21 protein-coding genes are annotated in these 19,283 nt (G+C 56.1%); 5 read left to right on the top strand and 16 right to left on the bottom strand.

The features are described from left to right. Positions 1-18 precede the first annotated feature (18 nt). A complete protein-coding gene (locus tag LEPTO7104_RS0106105; protein ID WP_026072416.1) occupies positions 19-348 on the bottom strand; it encodes an STAS domain-containing protein in 330 nt (109 codons plus the stop codon). A gap of 316 nt (positions 349-664) precedes the next feature. Between LEPTO7104_RS0106105 and LEPTO7104_RS32920 the strand changes: the two genes are divergently transcribed. Continuing rightward, positions 665-898, top strand: coding sequence for a hypothetical protein (locus LEPTO7104_RS32920; protein WP_017297672.1), 234 nt, complete (start codon positions 665-667; stop codon positions 896-898). Between the two features lie 143 nt (positions 899-1,041). Here LEPTO7104_RS32920 and LEPTO7104_RS32915 read toward each other — a convergent pair whose 3' ends face one another. Further along, positions 1,042-1,437, bottom strand: a complete 396-nt coding sequence (locus LEPTO7104_RS32915) for a hypothetical protein (RefSeq protein ID WP_017297671.1) — start codon at positions 1,435-1,437, stop codon at positions 1,042-1,044. Between the two features lie 110 nt (positions 1,438-1,547). Then, entirely contained in the window at positions 1,548-1,676 is a 129-nt protein-coding gene (locus LEPTO7104_RS42235) for a hypothetical protein (RefSeq protein WP_017297670.1), read from the bottom strand. A 273-nt stretch (positions 1,677-1,949) separates the two neighbouring features. Here LEPTO7104_RS42235 and clpS point away from each other — a divergent pair, with 273 nt between their 5' ends. Continuing rightward, the gene (gene clpS, locus LEPTO7104_RS0106085; protein WP_017297669.1) at positions 1,950-2,237 is read left to right on the top strand and encodes an ATP-dependent Clp protease adapter ClpS; all 288 of its coding nucleotides are present in this window, start codon (positions 1,950-1,952) and stop codon (positions 2,235-2,237) included. Next, on the top strand, positions 2,230-3,087 hold the full coding sequence (locus LEPTO7104_RS0106080) for a CPBP family intramembrane glutamic endopeptidase (protein ID WP_017297668.1): 858 nt from the start codon (positions 2,230-2,232) through the stop codon (positions 3,085-3,087). The genes clpS and LEPTO7104_RS0106080 overlap by 8 nt, the downstream gene beginning before the upstream one ends. Here the strand turns inward: LEPTO7104_RS0106080 and ppk1 are convergent. Both ppk1 and LEPTO7104_RS0106070 read right to left on the bottom strand, forming a co-directional pair. After that, positions 3,028-5,244, bottom strand: coding sequence for a polyphosphate kinase 1 (gene ppk1, locus LEPTO7104_RS0106075; RefSeq protein ID WP_017297667.1), 2,217 nt, complete (start codon positions 5,242-5,244; stop codon positions 3,028-3,030). The genes LEPTO7104_RS0106080 and ppk1 overlap by 60 nt on opposite strands. A 202-nt stretch (positions 5,245-5,446) precedes the next feature. Continuing rightward, positions 5,447-7,120 carry a mechanosensitive ion channel gene (locus tag LEPTO7104_RS0106070; protein WP_017297666.1) on the bottom strand — a complete coding sequence of 558 codons (1,674 nt, stop codon included), beginning with the start codon at positions 7,118-7,120 and terminating at the stop codon, positions 5,447-5,449. 235 nt (positions 7,121-7,355) lie between these two features. On the opposite strand from LEPTO7104_RS0106070, the gene LEPTO7104_RS0106065 reads away from it, so the two are divergent. Then, on the top strand, positions 7,356-7,823 hold the full coding sequence (locus tag LEPTO7104_RS0106065; protein WP_017297665.1) for an SRPBCC family protein: 468 nt from the start codon (positions 7,356-7,358) through the stop codon (positions 7,821-7,823). An 88-nt stretch (positions 7,824-7,911) separates the two neighbouring features. Here the strand turns inward: LEPTO7104_RS0106065 and LEPTO7104_RS0106060 are convergent, their stop codons facing one another. Together LEPTO7104_RS0106060 and LEPTO7104_RS0106055 are read right to left on the bottom strand one after the other, a co-directional pair. Beyond that, positions 7,912-8,466 carry an RNA recognition motif domain-containing protein gene (locus tag LEPTO7104_RS0106060; protein ID WP_340627204.1) on the bottom strand — a complete coding sequence of 185 codons (555 nt, stop codon included), beginning with the start codon at positions 8,464-8,466 and terminating at the stop codon, positions 7,912-7,914. Positions 8,467-9,049: 583 nt separating this feature from the next. Further along, the gene (locus LEPTO7104_RS0106055) at positions 9,050-11,482 is read right to left on the bottom strand and encodes a M48 family metalloprotease (protein ID WP_017297663.1); all 2,433 of its coding nucleotides are present in this window, start codon (positions 11,480-11,482) and stop codon (positions 9,050-9,052) included. A 168-nt stretch (positions 11,483-11,650) separates the two neighbouring features. Here LEPTO7104_RS0106055 and LEPTO7104_RS0106050 point away from each other — a divergent pair, with 168 nt between their 5' ends. Next, positions 11,651-12,412: a sulfite exporter TauE/SafE family protein gene (locus LEPTO7104_RS0106050; protein WP_225886932.1), complete on the top strand. Its 762-nt coding sequence runs from the start codon at positions 11,651-11,653 to the stop codon at positions 12,410-12,412. 130 nt (positions 12,413-12,542) lie between these two features. Here the strand turns inward: LEPTO7104_RS0106050 and LEPTO7104_RS0106045 are convergent, their stop codons facing one another. The 9 genes from LEPTO7104_RS0106045 to rpsK all read right to left on the bottom strand — a co-directional run bounded on the left by LEPTO7104_RS0106045 (position 12,543) and on the right by rpsK (position 19,246). Next, the gene (locus LEPTO7104_RS0106045; RefSeq protein WP_017297661.1) at positions 12,543-13,832 is read right to left on the bottom strand and encodes a metallophosphoesterase family protein; all 1,290 of its coding nucleotides are present in this window, start codon (positions 13,830-13,832) and stop codon (positions 12,543-12,545) included. A 130-nt stretch (positions 13,833-13,962) separates the two neighbouring features. Continuing rightward, positions 13,963-15,063 (bottom strand): peptide chain release factor 1, encoded by a 1,101-nt coding sequence (prfA, locus tag LEPTO7104_RS0106040; RefSeq protein ID WP_026072415.1) that lies wholly within the window; start codon positions 15,061-15,063, stop codon positions 13,963-13,965. A gap of 60 nt (positions 15,064-15,123) precedes the next feature. Next, on the bottom strand, positions 15,124-15,375 hold the full coding sequence (gene rpmE, locus LEPTO7104_RS0106035) for a 50S ribosomal protein L31 (protein WP_017297659.1): 252 nt from the start codon (positions 15,373-15,375) through the stop codon (positions 15,124-15,126). A gap of 123 nt (positions 15,376-15,498) precedes the next feature. Then, complete coding sequence (gene rpsI, locus LEPTO7104_RS0106030; RefSeq protein ID WP_017297658.1) at positions 15,499-15,912, bottom strand: 30S ribosomal protein S9; 414 nt, start codon at positions 15,910-15,912, stop codon at positions 15,499-15,501. Beyond that, entirely contained in the window at positions 15,912-16,370 is a 459-nt protein-coding gene (rplM, locus tag LEPTO7104_RS0106025) for a 50S ribosomal protein L13 (protein WP_017297657.1), read from the bottom strand. The genes rpsI and rplM overlap by 1 nt, the downstream gene beginning before the upstream one ends. 70 nt (positions 16,371-16,440) lie before the next feature. Then, a complete protein-coding gene (truA, locus tag LEPTO7104_RS0106020; protein ID WP_017297656.1) occupies positions 16,441-17,313 on the bottom strand; it encodes a tRNA pseudouridine(38-40) synthase TruA in 873 nt (290 codons plus the stop codon). A 60-nt stretch (positions 17,314-17,373) separates the two neighbouring features. Further along, positions 17,374-17,724, bottom strand: coding sequence for a 50S ribosomal protein L17 (gene rplQ, locus LEPTO7104_RS0106015; RefSeq protein WP_017297655.1), 351 nt, complete (start codon positions 17,722-17,724; stop codon positions 17,374-17,376). Positions 17,725-17,840: 116 nt separating this feature from the next. Then, complete coding sequence (locus LEPTO7104_RS0106010; RefSeq protein WP_017297654.1) at positions 17,841-18,788, bottom strand: DNA-directed RNA polymerase subunit alpha; 948 nt, start codon at positions 18,786-18,788, stop codon at positions 17,841-17,843. 65 nt (positions 18,789-18,853) lie between these two features. Continuing rightward, positions 18,854-19,246, bottom strand: coding sequence for a 30S ribosomal protein S11 (gene rpsK, locus LEPTO7104_RS0106005; protein WP_017297653.1), 393 nt, complete (start codon positions 19,244-19,246; stop codon positions 18,854-18,856). Positions 19,247-19,283 lie beyond the last annotated feature (37 nt).

Genomic DNA, 19,283 nt, shown 5'->3' with positions numbered 1-19,283 from the left:
CTTAGGCAGGTCTGAGGGTCAGGCCGCCGCAGGCAGAGGCTGGGGAAGTTCATCCGCCATTTCAAAGGCGCGATCGAGCTGGGTCAGTTCAAACACAATGCGAATGGCGGGAGGTACAGCGCACAGGCACAGGCGCTTCTGCAACTGCCGAGCGTGCTTCAGGGCCGAAACCAGGGAGATGAGGCCAGCGCTGTCGAGGGACTCGACCCGACTCATGTCCACAAATAGACCACCCGCCAGGTCAGACTGGATTTTCTGCATCAAAGACTGGTGGAAGTCCTGGGCATTGGAGGCGTTAAGAGAGCCCTGAGCCTGAAAAATAGCCATTTCCTTAGTCATTGTCTGCATACTGGGTACACTCCAGATTTTGGATAATGTTAAAAACTATTAAAGCCGTCAAGCTACCCTACGAAGGTAATCGGAATCACTTTAGGGTGGTGACTTTTGGCTCCGTTGTTGGTCGTATCTTGATATAGATTCAGACCCTATTAATTAAAGCCCTCCGTGAATTCACTGAACATATCCCCAACGACTGATTCATTTTGTGATTTGGATCACGAATTGCTGTGGTAGACTTCACACCTTCTTGGGGGCATGGTCACTGGCTGGGTTGAGCCTAGGCTCGACAATAGCTAGTAATCACATCGCGCTCAGGTAATGGTTCATGGCCCCCACATTTTCCATTCGTCGACTGGTAGAACAAGCCCTCCACAGCGGGCTGCTGACCCCTGATATTGAGCAGGGCATCAATGCTGAGCTGTCTCGCCTGGGGTATTTGCCCATTGGCGACTCTGAAGCCCTAGAACTGCTCATGTACGAAATGGACGAAGGTCGCATTCGCCTGGTTCCAGGGCTGGGTGCCTATGGCGATCTGCTCCAGCAGCCTGTGTCTAGCTAGCCACAGGGGCAGCCCAGAGCCTCAGGGACATAGAAGATCGGCTACCTAGCAGCATTGTCAGGGCACTTCTGGGCTCTTCTCTAGGTAGCTAAGGCATCTTTGTAAAAACTTTATAAAATCCGTCCGGATTATTACTGATGTCCTCAGGGCATTGGGCACTGGTTTAACACCTGGCTCTGTTCCGCCCACAGCGATCGCACAAAGTCATGGATACCCGTAGGCCGCTGGCTGTGGTCAGGCGCTGGGTTGGAAGCGGAGGCTTTGGCTGACAGCGTTGCCAGGAGAGGAATAACCTCAGTATCGAGGGCGGGCTGGAGCTGATCTAAGGGCCAGAGCATATCGGGCACCACAGACTCGTCAACGTCAAGGGTTACGGTACCTAGAGCCGTACCCAGGGGAGTAATCTCTGAGCCTGTAACCAACGCCAGCGGGCGTATCCAACCGGTCAGCCGCAGCTCAAGCACCTGAATTACCTCGGCATAGAGACGGGTTTGACGGCATTCTAAAAACACAATTTGGCCTGTAACCAGCGATGTCATAGGTCGGTAGAACCCTCAGCCATGAACGTGACCAATCTACGCCCCAGGGCCAGTCGCGGCAGCTGGTGACCCTGCGGCAGGCTATCTGCTGCTCTATGGTAGCCACTGCCCTAGCCCAGCAGCATCGGCCAGATGACCTGGGCCGCCGCTCCAGAGCCGTGCATTCCTGGGCGACTTAGGCCTGGGCGGGCGCGGGCAAAGGTAAAATTCAGGCCGCCCTCTGCGGTGCAGTAGCCCACGCTGCGGGGCAGATTCTGCCCTAGTTCACGACCGAAGTCATGCCAAAGCCATCGTGAAGTTTTATGATGAGGGTAAGGTTGGCTGGGGGAGGGCTGTTCTAAAAGCACCTCTTTGGTTTTGAGTTAGGCCGCTGCGATCGCCCACCGGAGTTGGGCTGGAGTCAGCGAAGAAGTAGCCCGCTCGTCCAGCCGCCGCTGGTTAAGCCACTGCTGAGCTGGGCTCTTTCCTTGCCCTTTAACCAGGCCCCTTGAACTAGGTAAAGAGGTGTTGCTGTGTCAGTTGAAACCATCGAGCGGACAACGACGTCCACTATCAAAAAACCTGCGCCCCGCTACCGGGTGCTGCTCCACAACGACGACTTTAACTCGATGGAATACGTGGTGGAATCGCTGATTAAGGTAGTCCCCAGCCTGACCATGCCCCAGGCAGTCGACATCATGATGCAGGCCCACACCGCTGGCGTAGCCCTGGTAATTACCTGCGCGATGGAGCATGCCGAGTTTTACAGCGAAGGGTTGTGCAACCTGGGCCTGAGCAGCACCATCGAACCAGATGAATAAACCGCCCTGGTCTAAGCTGGCCACCTGGCCGCCCCTGGGACGTGTGACTGTCTTTTTGTCGATCGTAGTAGCCCTCTGGCTGCCCCTGGCCCTGCCGCTGTACTGGCTGAGTGCTCGGGGTGTTCTGCCCGGAGGCGATCTATTCCCCACGGCTCTTCTATATATTATTTTCTTGATGGTGCTGCCCCGCTGGGAGCGGCAGGTTCGAGGCGAAACCCAGCCCTGGAGCAAAGTTGGCTTTGCGGGCCGCCGCCAGCTGGCCCAGGGCTGGGCAGTCGGTGCCACCCTCGGGGCCTTGAGTATTGCCGTGCTGGCAGGGGTGCAGGTGGCGCTGGGCTGGGCCAACCTCGACCCCAGTGGGGCCCGAGGCTTGAGTCTGATCCAAATTGGCCTGGTGGGAGCCCTGGCCTCTACCGCCGTAGGGTGGTCCGAGGAAGTCTTGTTTCGCGGCTGGCTCCTGCGCGAGCTAGAGCAGGGATGGTCTCCGGCGGTAGCGCTGGGCGCAACCAGCCTAATTTTTGCGATCGCTCACTTTATCAAGCCCCTCGACGCCATGCTGGCCCTGCTGCCTCAGTTCGCTGGGCTACTGCTGCTGGGTCTGGTCCTGGGCTGGGCTCGGCGCATTGCCGTGAACCCTGGCCAAACGGGGCTGGGCCATCCCGTCGGGCTGCACGGCGGACTGGTGTGGGGCTACTATCTGTTGGAAGTAGGCAATTTGCTTCAGCCCACCGGCACCGTACCGGCCTGGGTGACTGGTTTAGACGGCAACCCCTTGGCTGGCCTGCTGGGCCTAGCGCTGCTTACGGGGCTTGGAGCGCTGGTGTTTCGCTGGAGCCATCCGCTTACCTAGGGTGCTACCTGCCTGGGCTATGAGCAGGTCTTGGACACTACAATCGTCTGCTCCCGCCGCCGGGCGACGCTGACGATAGCTGCCGTCGGCGGCCATGTCCCAGGCCTGACGATTATCTTCTAAACAAAGGGTGAGCACATCCTTCAGCTCCTTCCGCAGCGTGGGGTCGGCAATGGGTACCATGACTTCTACCCTGCGATCGAGATTGCGGGGCATCCAGTCAGCGCTGCCCAGCCAAAACCGTTCTTCCCCACCGTGCTGAAAGTAAAGAATGCGAGAGTGCTCTAAAAATCGCCCTACAATACTGACAACCCGGATATTATCGCTAATGCCCGGCACCCCCGGCCGCAGACAGCAGATACCCCGCGCAATCAGATCGATGCCAACTCCTGCCTGCGAGGCCCTGTAGAGCATCGCAATGAGATCGGGGTCAACCAGCGAATTCATTTTGGCGATAATGCGCCCTCCCTCGCCCCTATTTTGAAAGGCAATTTCTTGCTCGATCGAGGCCACCAGCTGCTGGCGCAGGGTAAGCGGGGCCACCAGCAGCTGACGGTAGACCTGCTGGCGAGAATAGCCCGTCAGGTAGTTAAACAAATCAGAAATGTCGGCCCCAATATCATCTCGGGCGCTGAGCAGGCCCAGGTCAGTATAGACCCGAGCGGTTTTAGGATTGTAGTTGCCAGTACCGATGTGGTAGTAGCGTCGAATCTGCTGTCCCTCGCGGCGCACAACCAGCGTGACTTTGCAGTGGGTTTTGAGCCCAACTAGGCCATAGACCACATGTACCCCCGACTGCTCTAGCTTGCGCGCCCAGTTAATATTATTTTCTTCGTCGAAGCGGGCTTTGATTTCCACCAGGACAGTCACCTGTTTGCCATTTTCAGCGGCAGAAATCAGCGAGTTAACAATCGGTGAATCGCCCGAGGTACGGTAGAGCGTCATCTTAATTGCCAGCACCTGGGGGTCGTGGGCCGCCTGGGTAATAAATCGCTGTACCGTTGCCGAAAACGAGTGGTAGGGATGATGAACTAGCTGGTCTTGCCGCCTCAGCAGCGAGAAGAGGTCTTCGGCCGTTTCTAGGGCCGTGTCGTCGGCATCTACCCTGGGGGGGCTAAGGCTTTCAAGGGCAGGGGGTACCGCCGCCGTCCACGGTGGCGCTTTGAGATCGGGCAGGGGCAGCGCCATAAACGTCATTAAATCGCCAAGGCCCAGCAGCCCATCGATGTCGTATACATCGGTCTTGGCCAGAGCTAGCTCCTCCATGAGCATGGCCCGCACCGGTTCTGGAGTAGTCCGCTGAATTTCCATCCGCACGGCGGACCCACCGCGGCGACGCTTGCGGAGTTCTTGCTCAATGGCCAACATCAAATCGTCAGCTTCGTCTTCTTCAACAGCCAGATCGGCATTGCGGGTAATGCGAAAGCTATAGTACTCCTGCACGATCATGCCGGGAAACAGGGCCGACAAGTTGGCAGCAATCACTTGCTCTAGGGGCACCCCCAGCCAGCGATTTGGGCGATCGCCCAAGCTTTCCGCCATCGTTTCTGGCAGCGGAATAAACCGTGGCAGCACTCGGGGTACCTTGACCCGAGCAAAGTGGGTCTGCTGGGTGCGAGGATCCTGTACGACAACCGCCAAGTTAAGGCTGAGATTGGAAATGTAGGGAAAGGGGTGCCCTGGATCCACTGCCAGGGGAGTCAGGACCGGAAAAATCTGCTCTTCAAAATAGTCACAGCAGTAGGCCGCCTGGGCCGCCGTGAGATCTGCATAGTCGAGCAGACCAATGCCCTGCTGGGCCATCTGCCGTCTCAGGTCGGTGGCGAACATGCGGTGCTGCTCCTCGACCATAGGGCGCAGGGTCGCGCTAATGGCCTGGAGATGCTGCTCGGGGGAAAGCCCATCGGGCGATCGCCGCGTGACCTGGGCCTCAATCTGCTGTTTGAGGGCCGCTACCCGCACCATAAAATATTCGTCCAGATTGGTGCTGAAGATGGCCAAAAACTTCAGCGCCTCTAGCAGCGGGGTGCGAGGGTCGAGGGCCTCGTGCAGCACACGACGGTTAAACTCTAGCCAGCTGAGTTCACGGCTGATGTAGTACTGGGGATCGCTGAGATTGAGGTCGGCTTTACCGCTGTGTCGTTCCGCCGTGGCCATACTGTTACGACTCTCCCGAAAACGACTTTTCAGCACCAAATACGGCCTATCTCGCCCCAACCCTGCCGTACATAAGCGTACATGTCCTGGGGTTGCGGTGGACCTCAGACCGTATTGTTAAGGCTAAGTTAACCATATTAACGCGCGTCAGGCCGGAGACGCGGTCCCCGGCCTGACAGATTAGCTTAACCGTGATGGCTGTCTACTGGCGCTGCTTAAAGGCAGACAGCCACTCGCGCAGTTCGGTAGCGGCAACCTCGCGTCCGCCCAGGCCAAAGGCGATCGCGATCGCCACCGCAATTGCCCCTAGCAGTAGCCCAAAGGCCAGGTTGACAATATCTGGAGCCACCCCCATTTGCTGCAGGGCCATCGCTCCCACGAAGATCAAAATCGCAATCCGGGCCGCCTGGGCCAGCACCTTGGCCTGCCCCGTGCCCATGGCATTGACCAAACGAAAGGCCAAGTTTGCCAGGTAGAGGCCCACGGCAAATACCACCACGCCGCTCAGCACCCGCGCCCCAATGCGCAAAATGGCTCGCACGATGTCTGTCAACCCGGCGAAATTGAGGATCTCAGTGGCCGTTACGGCCCCAAACAGCACAATGGCCACCAGGGTGAGAATACCGACCAGTTCCGAGGGCGTACGGCCTGGGGTCTGAACCGTCGCGATCGGGCGACCTTCGGCATCCAGCCCTGGCTGCACCGAAGCCCCAGTACCCAGGTTTAGCTCTGGCAGGCCAAGAATGCCCATGATGTTGTCAAAGCCAGCCCCTCGCAGCACGCCAGTGACCAGATCGGCCACAAAGCGCCCCACCACGTAGGCGGCGGCGATCACAACCCCGGCCATAATCACCTGGGGAATAGCGGTTAACACCCGCTCCAGCATCGCAATGGCGGGGGCTGAAATGGCTTCGATGTTGAGTTCGTTGAGGGCAGCTACGACCGCCGGGATTAGCACCAGGACGTAGGCCAGGGTACCAGCCAGATTTGACAGAGAAATTCCCCCGGGGGTGGCCCCGGTAGAGGTAGACCGCAGCCCCATCCGACTGCCCAACTGATCGGCGCCGGTAGCCAGCAGCAGGTTGGTTACGACCCCGCGCACAATCCGAGCAATCACCCAGCCAATTGCCAGTACGATACCCGCCGTTACAATCCGAGGAATCGCCTGGAGGAATGAGTTAATTAGCTCTTCGACTGGAGCCAGAAGACCCGGCAGCTGTAGAGCGCTTAAGATCAGCGGAATAAACAGCAGCAGAATGAACCAGTACAGCACATTGCCAATGGTTTCATTCAAAACGATCGGGCTGCTGCCCTGCTCTAACCCCGCCTGCTGTGCCAGGCGATCGTCGAGATTAAACCGCCCCAGGCCGTTGATAATCAGCGATCGCACCAGGGTAGCCGTCAGCCAGGCGACCCCCAGCAGCAGCAGCGCCCCGCCGATGCGCGGCAGGTAGAGAAATATTTGATCCAGAAAATTGTTCAGCGGTGCCGACACACCGGCCAGGTTGAGGGCATTCAGCGACGCCACAATGGCGAACAGAAAAATAACCCAGTACACCAGGGTCGAAACCCACTTCTCCACCTGCACCGGGCTGTCAGCCGGTCGCCCCGTAGCCCAGTTTGCCAATCGATCGTCTAAGCTGGTCTTGCGCAACAGATTACGCACCGCCAGAGCCACCAGGGTCGCAACAATCCAGCCCAGCAGCAGCAGCGCGATCGCCCAGATCAAGCTGGGTAAAAATCGACCTAGCTGCCCGGTAGCTTCCTCAACAAAGCGACTGGAAGACGCCACCGGGTTGGCTAGGGGCGCGTTAGACGCAGGCTCAGCTCCTGGCTGTGGAACCTGCATCAGCGTTAAGAAGGGAAAATCTATCATGATCCTTGTAGTTGAGAGCGTGCTGAAAGAGCATCGTGCATGGGGGACAGCTTGCGCGATCTCGACAATGGGCCACTAACTACAGGAAACAAACCGCCAACGCAAGGATACTTGTGCAGGCAGGTCACCGCATCAGCCTAAAGACATAAGACCGCCCAGGTTCGGTACGATAACTATCGCCAGGGAATATTTCCCATACCGCCACCCGCGCTGATTGTCGCAGGAGACCGCCAGGATGTCTACCCGCCAAGTCTTTGAACACAGCATTTCAATCCAGGCTGAGGCAGCTGACGTCGAGCGCTGTTTGACTCGGCTAGATCTGATGCACCGATGGCTAAACCCCATTCTGCGCTGTGAGCCGATAGGCGATTGGAGTACCGATGTGGGCGCCCAGAGTCGCTTTACAATTCAACTTCCCCTAGGGCAGCCCACCCTAGTGAGCACTGTAGCTGAACGAGAGCCAGGGCTAATTGTGTGGTCGTTTAGCGGTTTTTTTAATGGCCGAGACCATTGGCATTACCACACTCAAAGAGGGGAGACACACCTGCTAAACCGCTTTGAGTTTGAAATTCCCAACCCCTGGGTACAGACTGGGTTCAACTGGTTTGCGGCCCCCTGGACAAAGCGCGACATGGCGGCTCAACTGCGGCGGCTAAAACAGGTAGCGGAAACCCTCAGCAATCCCTGCCGTGACGAAGACTAGCTCAGATGTAGCGATAGCCACTCTCCGCGCAAAAAAATACCGCAGCGCTAACGCGCTACGGCTTGGCTACTAGACAGAGGCAACCTCTCTAGGTAGAGGTGGTTTGCGCTGCCAGCATTTGCTTTAGCTTTTCCAGTTCTCCTGCCCAACGGGGGTCAGGCTGGACAGCGGTGCTGCCAGCTGCCGCTGCCGCTGGGGCAGACTTACGAGCCCCTCCCTTGCTGGATCGCTTGCTGCCAGAGTCACTGCTAGGGCGGGTTTCCGTTTCCCCTTCGGGCTTAGTACGAGGCAAAGCTTTTTCAATCTTGAGGGGCATTTCAGCCAGCACTTGGCCATTCAGCTTTTCGACAATCTCGTCAGCCTTTTCGTCGGTTTTCACGGTGACGAAACCAAACCCACGGCATTTCCCAGTTTTCTTGTCGGCAATGAGCTTTATGGATACCAAATCAGCGTTAAAGTCAGAAAAAACGCTTTCAAACTCTTGCCGCTCTAAATCCTTAGAGAGATTGCCAACGTAAAGGCGAATTGACATTTGAGATACCTCTGGTGTTCTAAAACTAAAGGCAAATGAATCGAGATCGATAACCTTGCCGGATAAAGTTTGGATCTTAGGCCAATCGCTACCTATATCTAATGCTGCCAAGCAACCGGCCACTATTAGGATTGCAGGTTATGACCTAAAAATGCCAATCAGGCCGCATCAAAATATCAAACTTAAATCTTTAAGTAGCTTAACAAATCCCTGTCCTAGCCGCAGTCAGGCTTATTCACTAAATGCTAAACGTGTTAACCACCTCAGCGGGAAAGCAACATGTTAGCTGCACTCATCTTAGGCCATCGAGAAGCTCTAGTACAGGCAACCTAAGAATCGCAGAAACCGACCAATACAACTATCTCCCTAATGGGAGAGAAGTGGTTGGCCACCTGGGTAGAGCCGCAAACAGCAGTCTACAAAAAGCCGGGTTTAGGCCAGAGGACTGCGCCACTCACCAAGGTAACACGGTATTTGACCCATATTCTGGTAAATCGTTCAGCTCCAGCGCAATCCACAAATAAAAACCAGCCCCCATGGACTGGTTGATTTGCTGTGTTGAGAGTAGGAGAACCCAATACCTAACAAACCCCCGAAGCTAACTCCTAGAGAAAGTCGGGGAAACCAGGCATGTGTTTCTGTAAACTAATGTAACATCATGAAGGTTTTATTGCAATAATTCTTTATGTGGCTGTTAGCCACCCCCAAAAATGGTCATGATGCCGATGAGGCTGCTGGCCAAGCTGATCAGGGTAGCCCAGGCGGGGCCATAGGTGGAAAAGCGGTGGCGCTGATCGAGCTGAACCTGGTTGATATCGACCCAAAGCATACCGCTACCGTAGCGGCTCCAGCCGGTAACCGTGACCATCCGCCCTACCCAGTTGAACGGGTGAGCATGGGGCTGAAACAGCCCCTGTAGACTGCCTAGGGGAAATGGGTTAACCAGCTTTACCGAACAACTCGATGAGTCGTTGAGGTAAAGCTCTTGGCAGCCCCAGTTCCCCGTCCCGGATAGCCCGTGCAGTTTGCCGCGTAGACTGACCGGCTGCCCTTGTACCGGTAGCGCCGAGGAGCTTTGCAGCAGGGTGGCTACAGTGTCGACCGGCTTGGTGCTGGCTGAGGGAGTACTAGCTTCAGGAAACAGCGTATTGATACGCAGCAGCAGGCCTATCCCCAGACCGAGCCACATTCCTCCGGCTAAAACACTTTTGTCCTGGTAAAGCCAGCTCAAGTGCTCCCAGCCCAATCGGTTTACAGTTCCCCCGACAAACCACAGGGCCATGGCTAAGCTACCTCCGGCTATGAGGCCAGCTAGAGGGCCTTTTTGAAGCAGCAGCAGCGGCAATGATACCTTGGCAGCAGAGCGAGAGTCTCTGACCGCAAAGATGAGGTTCGCCTGCCCTCGAAGCGCGCCCTGCTGGTTAAGCCAGAGGAGGCGCTCTCCCAGCGGCGGGTGGGAAGCGTTAGCTCGTAGCCAATGGCGGTAGGGGCTAAGACCATCCAAAGCGACAAGAGTGCTCAGTATGGCACCCCTGTCGCCTGCTGAATCGCCCAGGAAACTCCCTGCGGTAATGGCCTGACGGCTGCTGATGGGCATCAAGATCTCTAAGCTGCTGTGGAGCGGGTGGAGAGTGCCGTGGCGCTGAAGATGGGCGGCGATCGCAGCGGTGGTTTGTAAGAGCACCTCAGCTATCTGATCGGGGTGCTGGGTGAGGCTCACGGCGCGGCGATCGCCCCAGCGGCAGCACAGCCGCGATAGCCACAGCACCGTCTGCCGCAGCAGCCAAAACAGACCGTAGAGCAAACTCGCCATGCTGCCCAAAATCCCACGCCCTAGGGGTTGAGTTAGGGTATCTGCCCGTTGCGCCAGCCAGCGATACCCCGTGTGCAGCAACAGCAGCAGCAGGCCAACCACCGACAGTACGGGTAGGCTACCGTTGACCGTCCGGGCGAGTTCGTAACTGTAGAGTGTCGTCAGGGATTGATCAGAGACCTGATCCAAAAGCCCCTGGCTGATCACAAGACGGGTATTGCGGGGCAGCCAGCCATAGCTAAAGCAGAGGGGGGCCGGATCGGCAATGACCCTCAGTTCTGGTAGCTGACAGCCTTGCTGACGGCATACCTGGCGCAGCGGGCGCAGCGCGCCAGGGCTGTGGGTTTGGAGCTGGCGAATAGAGAGCGGTCGCTGGCGATACCAAAAGGCCAGGGCAAAATCTAGCAGCCAGGGGCTGGCCAGCGCCAGCAGCACAAGGCTAGTTACCACCCATGCCGTATAGGATTGGTAGGCACCGGGGAGGCTCAACTGCATCGGCCAACGCACCCAGCGCAGCAGATGATCCAGGGTTCTCAACGCGAAATGAAAGATCCAGTTGATGGCCCAGACTAGGGCGATCGCCGTCAATCCCTGGCCCAGCCACAGCCCCAGGGGATGCTTGGGTAGAGGAGGTTGGGGCTGAAGTCGAGCTGGTGGACCTTCAATACGCCCAGGGGGCGGAGCAGGCGTGGTGTGGCTGAATGACGTTGAGGCGGGTGGCTGTCCGTGGCCCAAGGCTGCACTAGACTGCTGATTGAGCTGCTGATAGTGAAACAGCGATTGCAGACCCGCCTCTGGAGCATCCTGAACCGGGGGGGGATTGGAGGCAGCCGCAGGTCCTCTCTGAAGCGTCGTACCGCCGGAAGGGTTGGGTAATGACCCCAGGGGATGCTGCGCCCCCTTTCCAGCATCCCCCAGCGGAACAAACCCGCTCAAGTCGTCCCCAGCGGCAGTTGTGCCCGGTTGAGGGTCTGGGGACGCCGCGATCGCCGTCTTCTCAGACAGCTGCCCCAGAACTCGGCTAGCCCACTGACTAGCCTGGGGCGAAGAGCTTTCAAGTAATTGACGGCAGAGCAGTGTGGCTTGGTCTACCTGGCCAAGGTGTTGGTGCGCTCGGACCCGGCCCATCAGAGCCTTAATGTAGTAAGGCGAACCTGTGGGTAGCCGATTTAGCTGCCGAAACAGCGCCAAAGCCTGATCATAGTTTTGGGCCTTAAAGGCTGCCACCGCCCGCTGGTAAAAAGCCTCTACCGACGGTTTAGCCGGACGATCAGAGCCAGAACGTTGAGAATTGGGGTCTATGGGCTGCGCCATACGCCACTATTGACGGTAAACAAACGGTAAACAAGAGTAGAGAAATTCAAGCATAACCAACTATTCCCAATCCGTTTCTGCTCACTTGCCCTCAGGCATCAGACAATTGGGGAGAAACACCCTCACCGGGGATCCCAATTGCCCCCTAGACTAAAAGTTCTAGTGCCCATGTTGCCGTTGTCTATGATTGTCTTGAGCCTATTTATCGCCAGCTTTCTAGCCTGGTTTCTCAGTATGCTGGCCGGGGGCGGTAGCCCATTTATTCTAATTCCCATGATCTCCCTACTGCTGGGAACCCAGGCCGTAGCGCCTGTGATCTCCACAGGGTTACTCATTGGCAATGCTCAGCGGGGGCTAGTTTTTTGGGACCATATCAGTTGGCCTGTCACCGTTTGGTACGTTCCAGGAGCGGTCGTAGGTGCTCTGGTGGGCTGCTACGGGCTGACCCAAATTCATGCGGAAGGGTTGCAGCTGCTGCTGGGAATAGGGCTACTCGTCATGGTTGCCAACTACCTGCTGCCCACCAGGGAGCGCCAATTCACGATTCAGACCTGGCATTTTTTGCCCCTGTCGTTAGTTAATGCCATCGGGTCTGGGCTGATCGGCAGCACCGGCCCAGTGATGAACCCGCTATATCTCAACTACGGCCTAGAAAAAGAGGCGATGGTGGCCACCAAAGCCTTCAATAAGTCCGTCCTGCATCTGGTCAAGCTGATTGCCTACGCCTCCTTTGGCAGTCTGAATCAAGAATATCTGGCCTATGGCCTAGTGATTGGGCTAGGAGCTATCCCGGCCAACTGGCTGGGCAAGCAGGTATTGGAAAAAATGTCGGCCCACCAGTTTCGGCAACTGGTGTTTGCCTTTGTAGCCGTCAGCGGTGTGGCCATGATCTGGCAGCAGCGTCATTTTCTCACCGTGTGGTTTATGTAACCCGGCCAGCCGGTACTGCTGGGCGGAAATCCAGCTACCATTTGAACTCCCCCGGGTTCCTGGCCCTCCTGCGATCGGCAATAGTCAACAAACTTGTGCCGCAGTCTACCAGGTCCCTGAGCGACAACTTTTAGGCCACGGATGGGGCCGATGGAGCAGGGGCGGGCTCGTCCACGGCCAAGAGGGTTTGTACCAGACCATAGAGATCTATTTCATCAGCACCCGATAGCTGACGATCCTTGAGATCGGTTAGCCCCCTCGCCAGCTCTGCAGCCCGACTTTTATAGTCGCGATGGGCCGTGAGCATATCTTCAAAAATGGACTGCTCAATTTCAGCCCGATTTTGGCCTTCGCCGAGGGGCGTTTGGTAGGCTACATCCTCTACGTCGTATTTGATTAGCACTATCAGAGCATTGCTGGCCGCCTTGATCGCCTCCTGGAGGCGACGAGTGTCTAGCTCAAGACGGTCAAAGCTCACCTGCCCAGAGATTTTTAGCTCCAGGATTGGGGCCGTACCGCTCTGGTGCTGAGCAACGGCGGCGATCGCCCTATCCATCGCCATCTGGATCAGGTCATCTAAACTCTCCTGCCCTTTTGCCACCAGTTCTAGCCGCACAATTGGACGCTGAAAATAGTCGGTTTGTAGCTCTGCATCAATCCCCTGAGGCGAAAGTTCTACCAGATAAGCGCCCCGCTGGTAGCGGCTTTCTTCTACGTTGTTGGCCTCCAGCGATCCGGGGTTAAATACCCAGTTCTCAACAGCGTACTGTTTGTGAATATGGCCCAGGGCCAGGTAGTCTACCCCAGCTTCCTTGAGCGGCAGCAATTCGGTGTAGCGCAGCGCCCCGGCATAGCGAGAAATTTGCCCTTCCAGGCCGTGATGAAAAAGTAATACCGAATGATCGGGGCCGGGGGGGAGCGCTTTGATCGCCTCTGCCAGCAGTTCAATGGCGCGGGGGGCGGTGGCCCCGTACCAGCTTGAGCCGATCACCCGCACGCCACAGGGCAGATCAATGTAGCTGCCGGAGCGCGTGCTCTCGCACCAGGGCGTCAGGCGGTCTTCGGCAATGGCGCCGTCGTTGGGTTCGAGCAGCTTGAGCAGGTCCCATTCGGAGAGGTACTTAAGCCAGCTGGTGCGAGTGCCGTAGGGGCGGTTGTCGTGGTTGCCCTCAATGGCCAGAACTGGAATATTGGCGTCTTTCAGGGCCTGGAGGCAAACCTGCGCCTGGTTCAGGGTAGCAGGCTTAATGTTGCGGTGCTCAAACAGATCGCCTGCGATTGCCACAAAATCCACGCCTGCCTCAATGGCATAGCGCTCTAGCACCGTCTGGAGGGCGCGGAAGAAATCCTTGGTGCGCTCCGGGGTGTCGTAGCGGTCAAACCCCAGGTGAATATCGGCAATGTGGAGAAACTTGGCCATGGGTGGTTCGTAGGCAGAACATCCCCAGCCTAATACCGATTTTGGATTTTGAATTTGCGATTTTAGCTTCTCTCGGGTCTCGGTGGCTGACGCCCAAAGATAGGCTGCCGGTGAGCGCCTTCGGCATAAGCTATACCGCAGACGACTCAGCCGCCAGTTCCTCCAGCCGTTCCTGCTGGTCACGGCCAATACACGACTGAATTAGGGTATCAATATCCCCTTCCAGCACGGGGGTGAGCGTAAAGTTCTGGTTGAGACGGTGATCGGTAACTCGGTTGTCTTTGTAGTTGTAGGTGCGAATTTTTTCCGACCGCGCTCCGGTTCCCACCTGGGACTTGCGCATGGAAGAAACCTCCTCCTGCTGCTCCCGGAGTTTCATGTCGTAGAGCTTAGCCCGCAGGATTTGCATGGCCCGCTCGCGGTTTTGCAGCTGCGATCGCTCCTCGGTACAAAAGATTCGAATGCCCGTGGGCTTGTGCATCAGGTCAACCGCCGTTTCCACTTTGTTGACGTTCTGACCACCAGCCCCGCCCGATCGCGCCGTGGTCAGCTCAATATCCTTCGGATCGATCTCGATCTCCACATCATCGACCTCGGGCATAATTGCCACGGTGGCCGTAGAGGTATGCACCCGTCCGCCCGCCTCGGTGACCGGCACCCGCTGAACGCGGTGCACCCCCGCCTCAAACTTGAGCTTGCTGTAGACGCGATCGCCAGCAATTTCCAGAATCGCTTCTTTGAAGCCGCCCATATCCGCTGCCGATTCGCTCAGCAGCTTCACCTTCCAGCCCTGAGTCTCAGCGTAGCGAGAGTACAGTCGAACCAAATCCCCAGCCCAAATGCTGGCCTCATCGCCGCCTGTACCAGCGCGAATCTCCAGCATGATATTTTTATCATCGTTAGGATCACGGGGCAGCAGCAGCACCTTTAAGCGGGCCTCAAGCTCCGCCAGCCTCTCCTCCAAGGCATTCACCTCCAGAGCCGCCATCTCCTTTAGCTCAGGATCGCCGCTGGACTCTTTGTAGATCTCCCGTGCACCGGCTAGCTCTTCCCGGCTAGACTTCCATTCGTCATAGGTAGCCACAGTCTCCTCCAAAGAAGACCGAGACTTGGCGATGCGTTGAAACTCATCCGGATCTCTAGCGACATCTGGATCCGCCAATCTCCGAGTCAACTCATGGAACGTCTGCTCCACAGAGTTAAGCTTTTCAATTAAGTACGCCTCAGCCATGGTGTCCTCGTGTCTGCCGCCTAGCCAGAATGCCTGATCCTACCGCTACAGCAGCGAACGCTAGGCCTTATCGGCAGCCTTTCCCTCAGTAGCAGCGGCTGAGGTATCGGTCATGCCGTACTTACGCATGAAACGCTCTACCCGACCTTCGGTATCAATAATCTTCTGGGTACCAGTGTAAAAAGGATGGTTACCAGACCAGACATCTACGTGCAGCTCAGGTTTGGTAGATCCCACGGTCATAATTTCTTGACCATCGCAGAATACCTTAGCCTCGGGATACCAGGTGGGATGTATGTCAGACTTTGCCATGTCAGTGATTTGAAACGACGTCAACAGATGAATACAGATCTAAAACAGCGAGATGGAGCGGCCAGAAGCAGATTTTGCCATGGACTGAGGCATCTGCCAAAAATGCGCCCACATCCATACAATCTAGCGCTTAGAGAACTGAGGTGCCTTACGGGCTTTTTTCAGACCGTACTTACGGCGCTCCTTAGCGCGGGGATCACGGGTTAGATAACCTTCAACTTTCAAAGGCTTGCGGTTTTCAGGATCCAACTCGCACAGCGCACGGGCAACACCCAAACGAATGGCATCAGCCTGCCCTGTCAGACCACCGCCCTTGACGTTAACCAGAATATCGTAGGCGCTCTCCAAGCCCAGTACCTCTAGCGGAGCCTTAGTGGCATTTAGATACGCCGGGTTGAACTGCAAGTAGTCGTCACCGGGACGTTTGTTGATAACCAGTTGCCCGCTGCCAGGTACCAAGCGCACCCGCGCAATGGAAGTCTTGCGGCGACCGGTGCCCCAATATACCGCCCGTTCGGATTGATCGGTAGCCTGCATTATTTCGCTTCTCCAGGAATAGTGTTTACAACATGAACTTCAGGATTCTGGGCCTGGTGAGGATGCTCAGCTCCGGCGTACACCTTGAGCTTGGTAAATTGCTTCCGGCCCAGGGAATTCTTGGGCAGCATGCCCTTAACGGCCTGCTCAATGATGCGCTCAGGAATACGAGCCTGAAGCTTGTCAAAGGTTTCAACCTTCATGCCACCAGGGCGGCCGGAATGGCGACGATAGAGTTTAGTCGTGGCTTTGCGACCGGTGACCACTACTTTCTCAGCATTGACAACAATAACGAAATCACCGGTATCCATGTGGGGAGTAAAGGTGGGCTTATTCTTGCCGCGCAAAATAGTGGCAATTTCCGTGGCCAGCCGTCCCAGTCGCTGACCCTCAGCGTCAATTAGGTGCCACTGCTTCTGGACAGAATCGTGGGGAGGAATATAGGTCTTTGTAGTCATAGCGCTTGAGCTGCCTTTCTTGGATGAACCACACTAACTAAAAAACGAGCTGAACAAATCTAAACCAGCATTAGGCCACAGCCGTCCCCAAAAACACATGGGGCTGGTTGTCAAACCATACCTCTGGGGCGAACGGGGGATCGTCGTAGCCGACCCGGAGTAGACACAAGCCCTGGGCCGGGGCAGCATACTTGACCCGATGGCGCTGACGCTGTTGCCAGAGACGACCAAACTCGGCGGGGGTCAAATCACCGCTGCCGACCTTCACCAGCAGGCCCATGATCAAACGCACCATGCCGTACAGAAACCCTTTAGCCTGAAGCTCAACCGTCAAGAAAGTATCCTGGCGACGACATTCAGCGGCCTGTAGGTCTACCCAGGAATGACTTTTACCCGATCGCGCCCGGTGAAAGGCAGTCATATCGTGGTGGCCAACCATAGCATCCAGCGCGGATTGAATCCTGCCTTGATCTAGGTATTGACGATAGTAGTGCCACACAAAAGGACGCACAAACAGGTTTGGGCGCTGACCGGTGTAAAAGCTGTAGCGATAACGCCGCCAGCAAGCCGAAAATTGAGCATGCCACGTATCAGCGACCGACGCCGAAGCTCGAATCAGGATGTCCTCTGGCAAACGGGCGTTGAGCACGTCGGACCAACGGTGGGCCGGGATAAAACCTGGGGCATCAAAGTGGGCTATTTGAGCGGCTGCATGGACACCGGTATCGGTGCGACCTGCGCCATTGAGGCGAACGTCGTAGCCCAAAACCGATCGAATTGCAGCCTCAATTTCCCCCTGCACGGTACGGGCGTTGGGCTGCCACTGCCAGCCATGGAGATGAGTGCCTACATACTGCACGGCCAAAGCAATCCGCTGAGTTGGCTGGGCAAACTCTGCGGGCTGGCTTTCCAGACTGCGCTGTATGGGTGAGGGTTTCTCCATGGATAACAGGCGGAGGGCTAACGGTATAAATACAGGGACTTGGATGAATCAGAGAAACACCTAGGTCAATTCGATGATGGCCATTTCAGAGTTGTCACCACGGCGGCGGACAGTCTTGACAACGCGGGTGTAGCCACCGCTGCGATCGCCGTAGCGCTCACCAGCCTGGCTAAACAACGCATGCACAAGCTGCTTGTCGTAGATATAGCCCAAGGCCTGGCGCCTGGCCGAGAGAGAACCATCCTTAGCCAAGGTAATCATGCGATCGGCCTCTTCACGCACCGCCTTAGCTCGGGCTTTAGTAGTGGTAATTCGACCGTGACGGATCAGCTCCGTGGTCAGGGAACGAAGCAGAGCCTTGCGCTGGTCTGCGGGCTTCCCGAGTTGATGAACGCGACAGCGGTGACGCATGATGATACCAAACTCAGATGAACAACAAAAGTGAAGAAAACAAAAAAATCGGAAGCAGTAAGGCCTATGCCTAACAGGTCACGAGAATTAGCCCGTAACTTAAATTAAGCTTCCCATCAAGCAGTCTTGGAAGCCTTCTCTAAGGGTAAGGTAATGCCCAAGCGCTCTTGAAGAGCCTCGATCACTTCCTCTGCGGACTTCTGACCGAAGTTTTTAATCTCTAGAAGATCTTCTTGGCTAAAGTCCAGCAGATCCGCCACAGAGTTAATTTGAGCTCGTTTTAGGCAGTTATAGGCTCGTACCGAAAGCCGAAGCTCCTCAATAGGAATTTGATTATTTGGATCCTCTTCCTTGACCTCTTCGTCAAACTTAGGCTCTAGAGTCACATCTTTAAGCGGGACGAAAAGACCAACTAGAATATCGGCAGCCTGGCTCATCGCCTGCTGGGGAGTAATGCTGCCGTTAGTCCAAATGTCCATGGTCAGCTGATCGCGCTGCATAGAGCCAGAAACAACTACTTCCTCAACGGTGTAGTTAACTTTCTTAACCGGCATAAATACAGAGTCAATCTGGATAAAATCTAGCGCTGTGGCATCGTCTTTGCTGCGCACAACAGCTCGATAACCCTGACCTCGCTCAATTCTGAATTCCATTTCCAAAGTGTGGCCATCGGCAACGGTAGCCACATACTGTTCTGGGTTGACCACCTCCACTTCAGAGGGCAACTCAAAATGCCCGGTCGTTACTCGGGCAGGGCCTTGAACCAAGAGACGACCAATTTGAGGCTGGTTAGAGTAGCTCCGCAGCACGATCTCCTTCATGTTGAGGAGAATGTCGAGCACGTCTTCCCGCACTCCAACAATGGTAGAGAACTCATGGGTGGCGCCAGCAATCCTGACGGCCGTAATTGCAATACCCTCTAAATTGGAAAGCAGCACCCGGCGGAGGGCGTTGCCTACGGTAATTCCCTGGCTGCGCTCCAAAGGATCAATCACAAAGCGGCCATACTGACTCTGATCGCTTTCAACGACAGACTCTACGCAATCGACATGAAACTGTGCCAAAATCCTGCCTCCCTTAAACCTCGCAATATCCTGCTCACCGATAGAGCCACATTCTGAAAAAAGGCCTACACTCGACGACGCTTGGGTGGTCGACAGCCATTGTGAGGAATAGGCGTGACATCGCGAATTAGCGTAATTTCCAACCCCGCTCCCTGAAGAGCGCGAATAGCCGTTTCACGACCCGCCCCGGGTCCGCTTACCATGACTTCAATCTGACGCATGCCCTGATCCATAGCTCGCCGCGCAGCGCTGTCAGCAGCGGTTTGAGCCGCAAATGGTGTGCCCTTCTTAGCTCCCTTGAATCCACTGGATCCAGCCGATGCCCAAGAGATTGCTTCTCCTGACTGGTCGGTAATGGTCACAATAGTGTTGTTAAAGGTTGAACGGATGTGGGCTACACCACTGGGAATGTTCTTCTTACTTTTGCGAGGTCCAGTCTTTCGAGTTGGTTTGGCCATAGCATTGTCACTAAATTCAATTCAAGGAAACGTAAGC

Origin of the sequence: Nodosilinea nodulosa PCC 7104 (assembly GCF_000309385.1) — a bacterium.
In the GTDB taxonomy this organism is placed as follows: domain Bacteria; phylum Cyanobacteriota; class Cyanobacteriia; order Phormidesmidales; family Phormidesmidaceae; genus Nodosilinea; species Nodosilinea nodulosa.
Note: the sequence above shows the minus strand (reverse complement) of the source record. Positions and strands in the feature narration are given on the sequence as shown.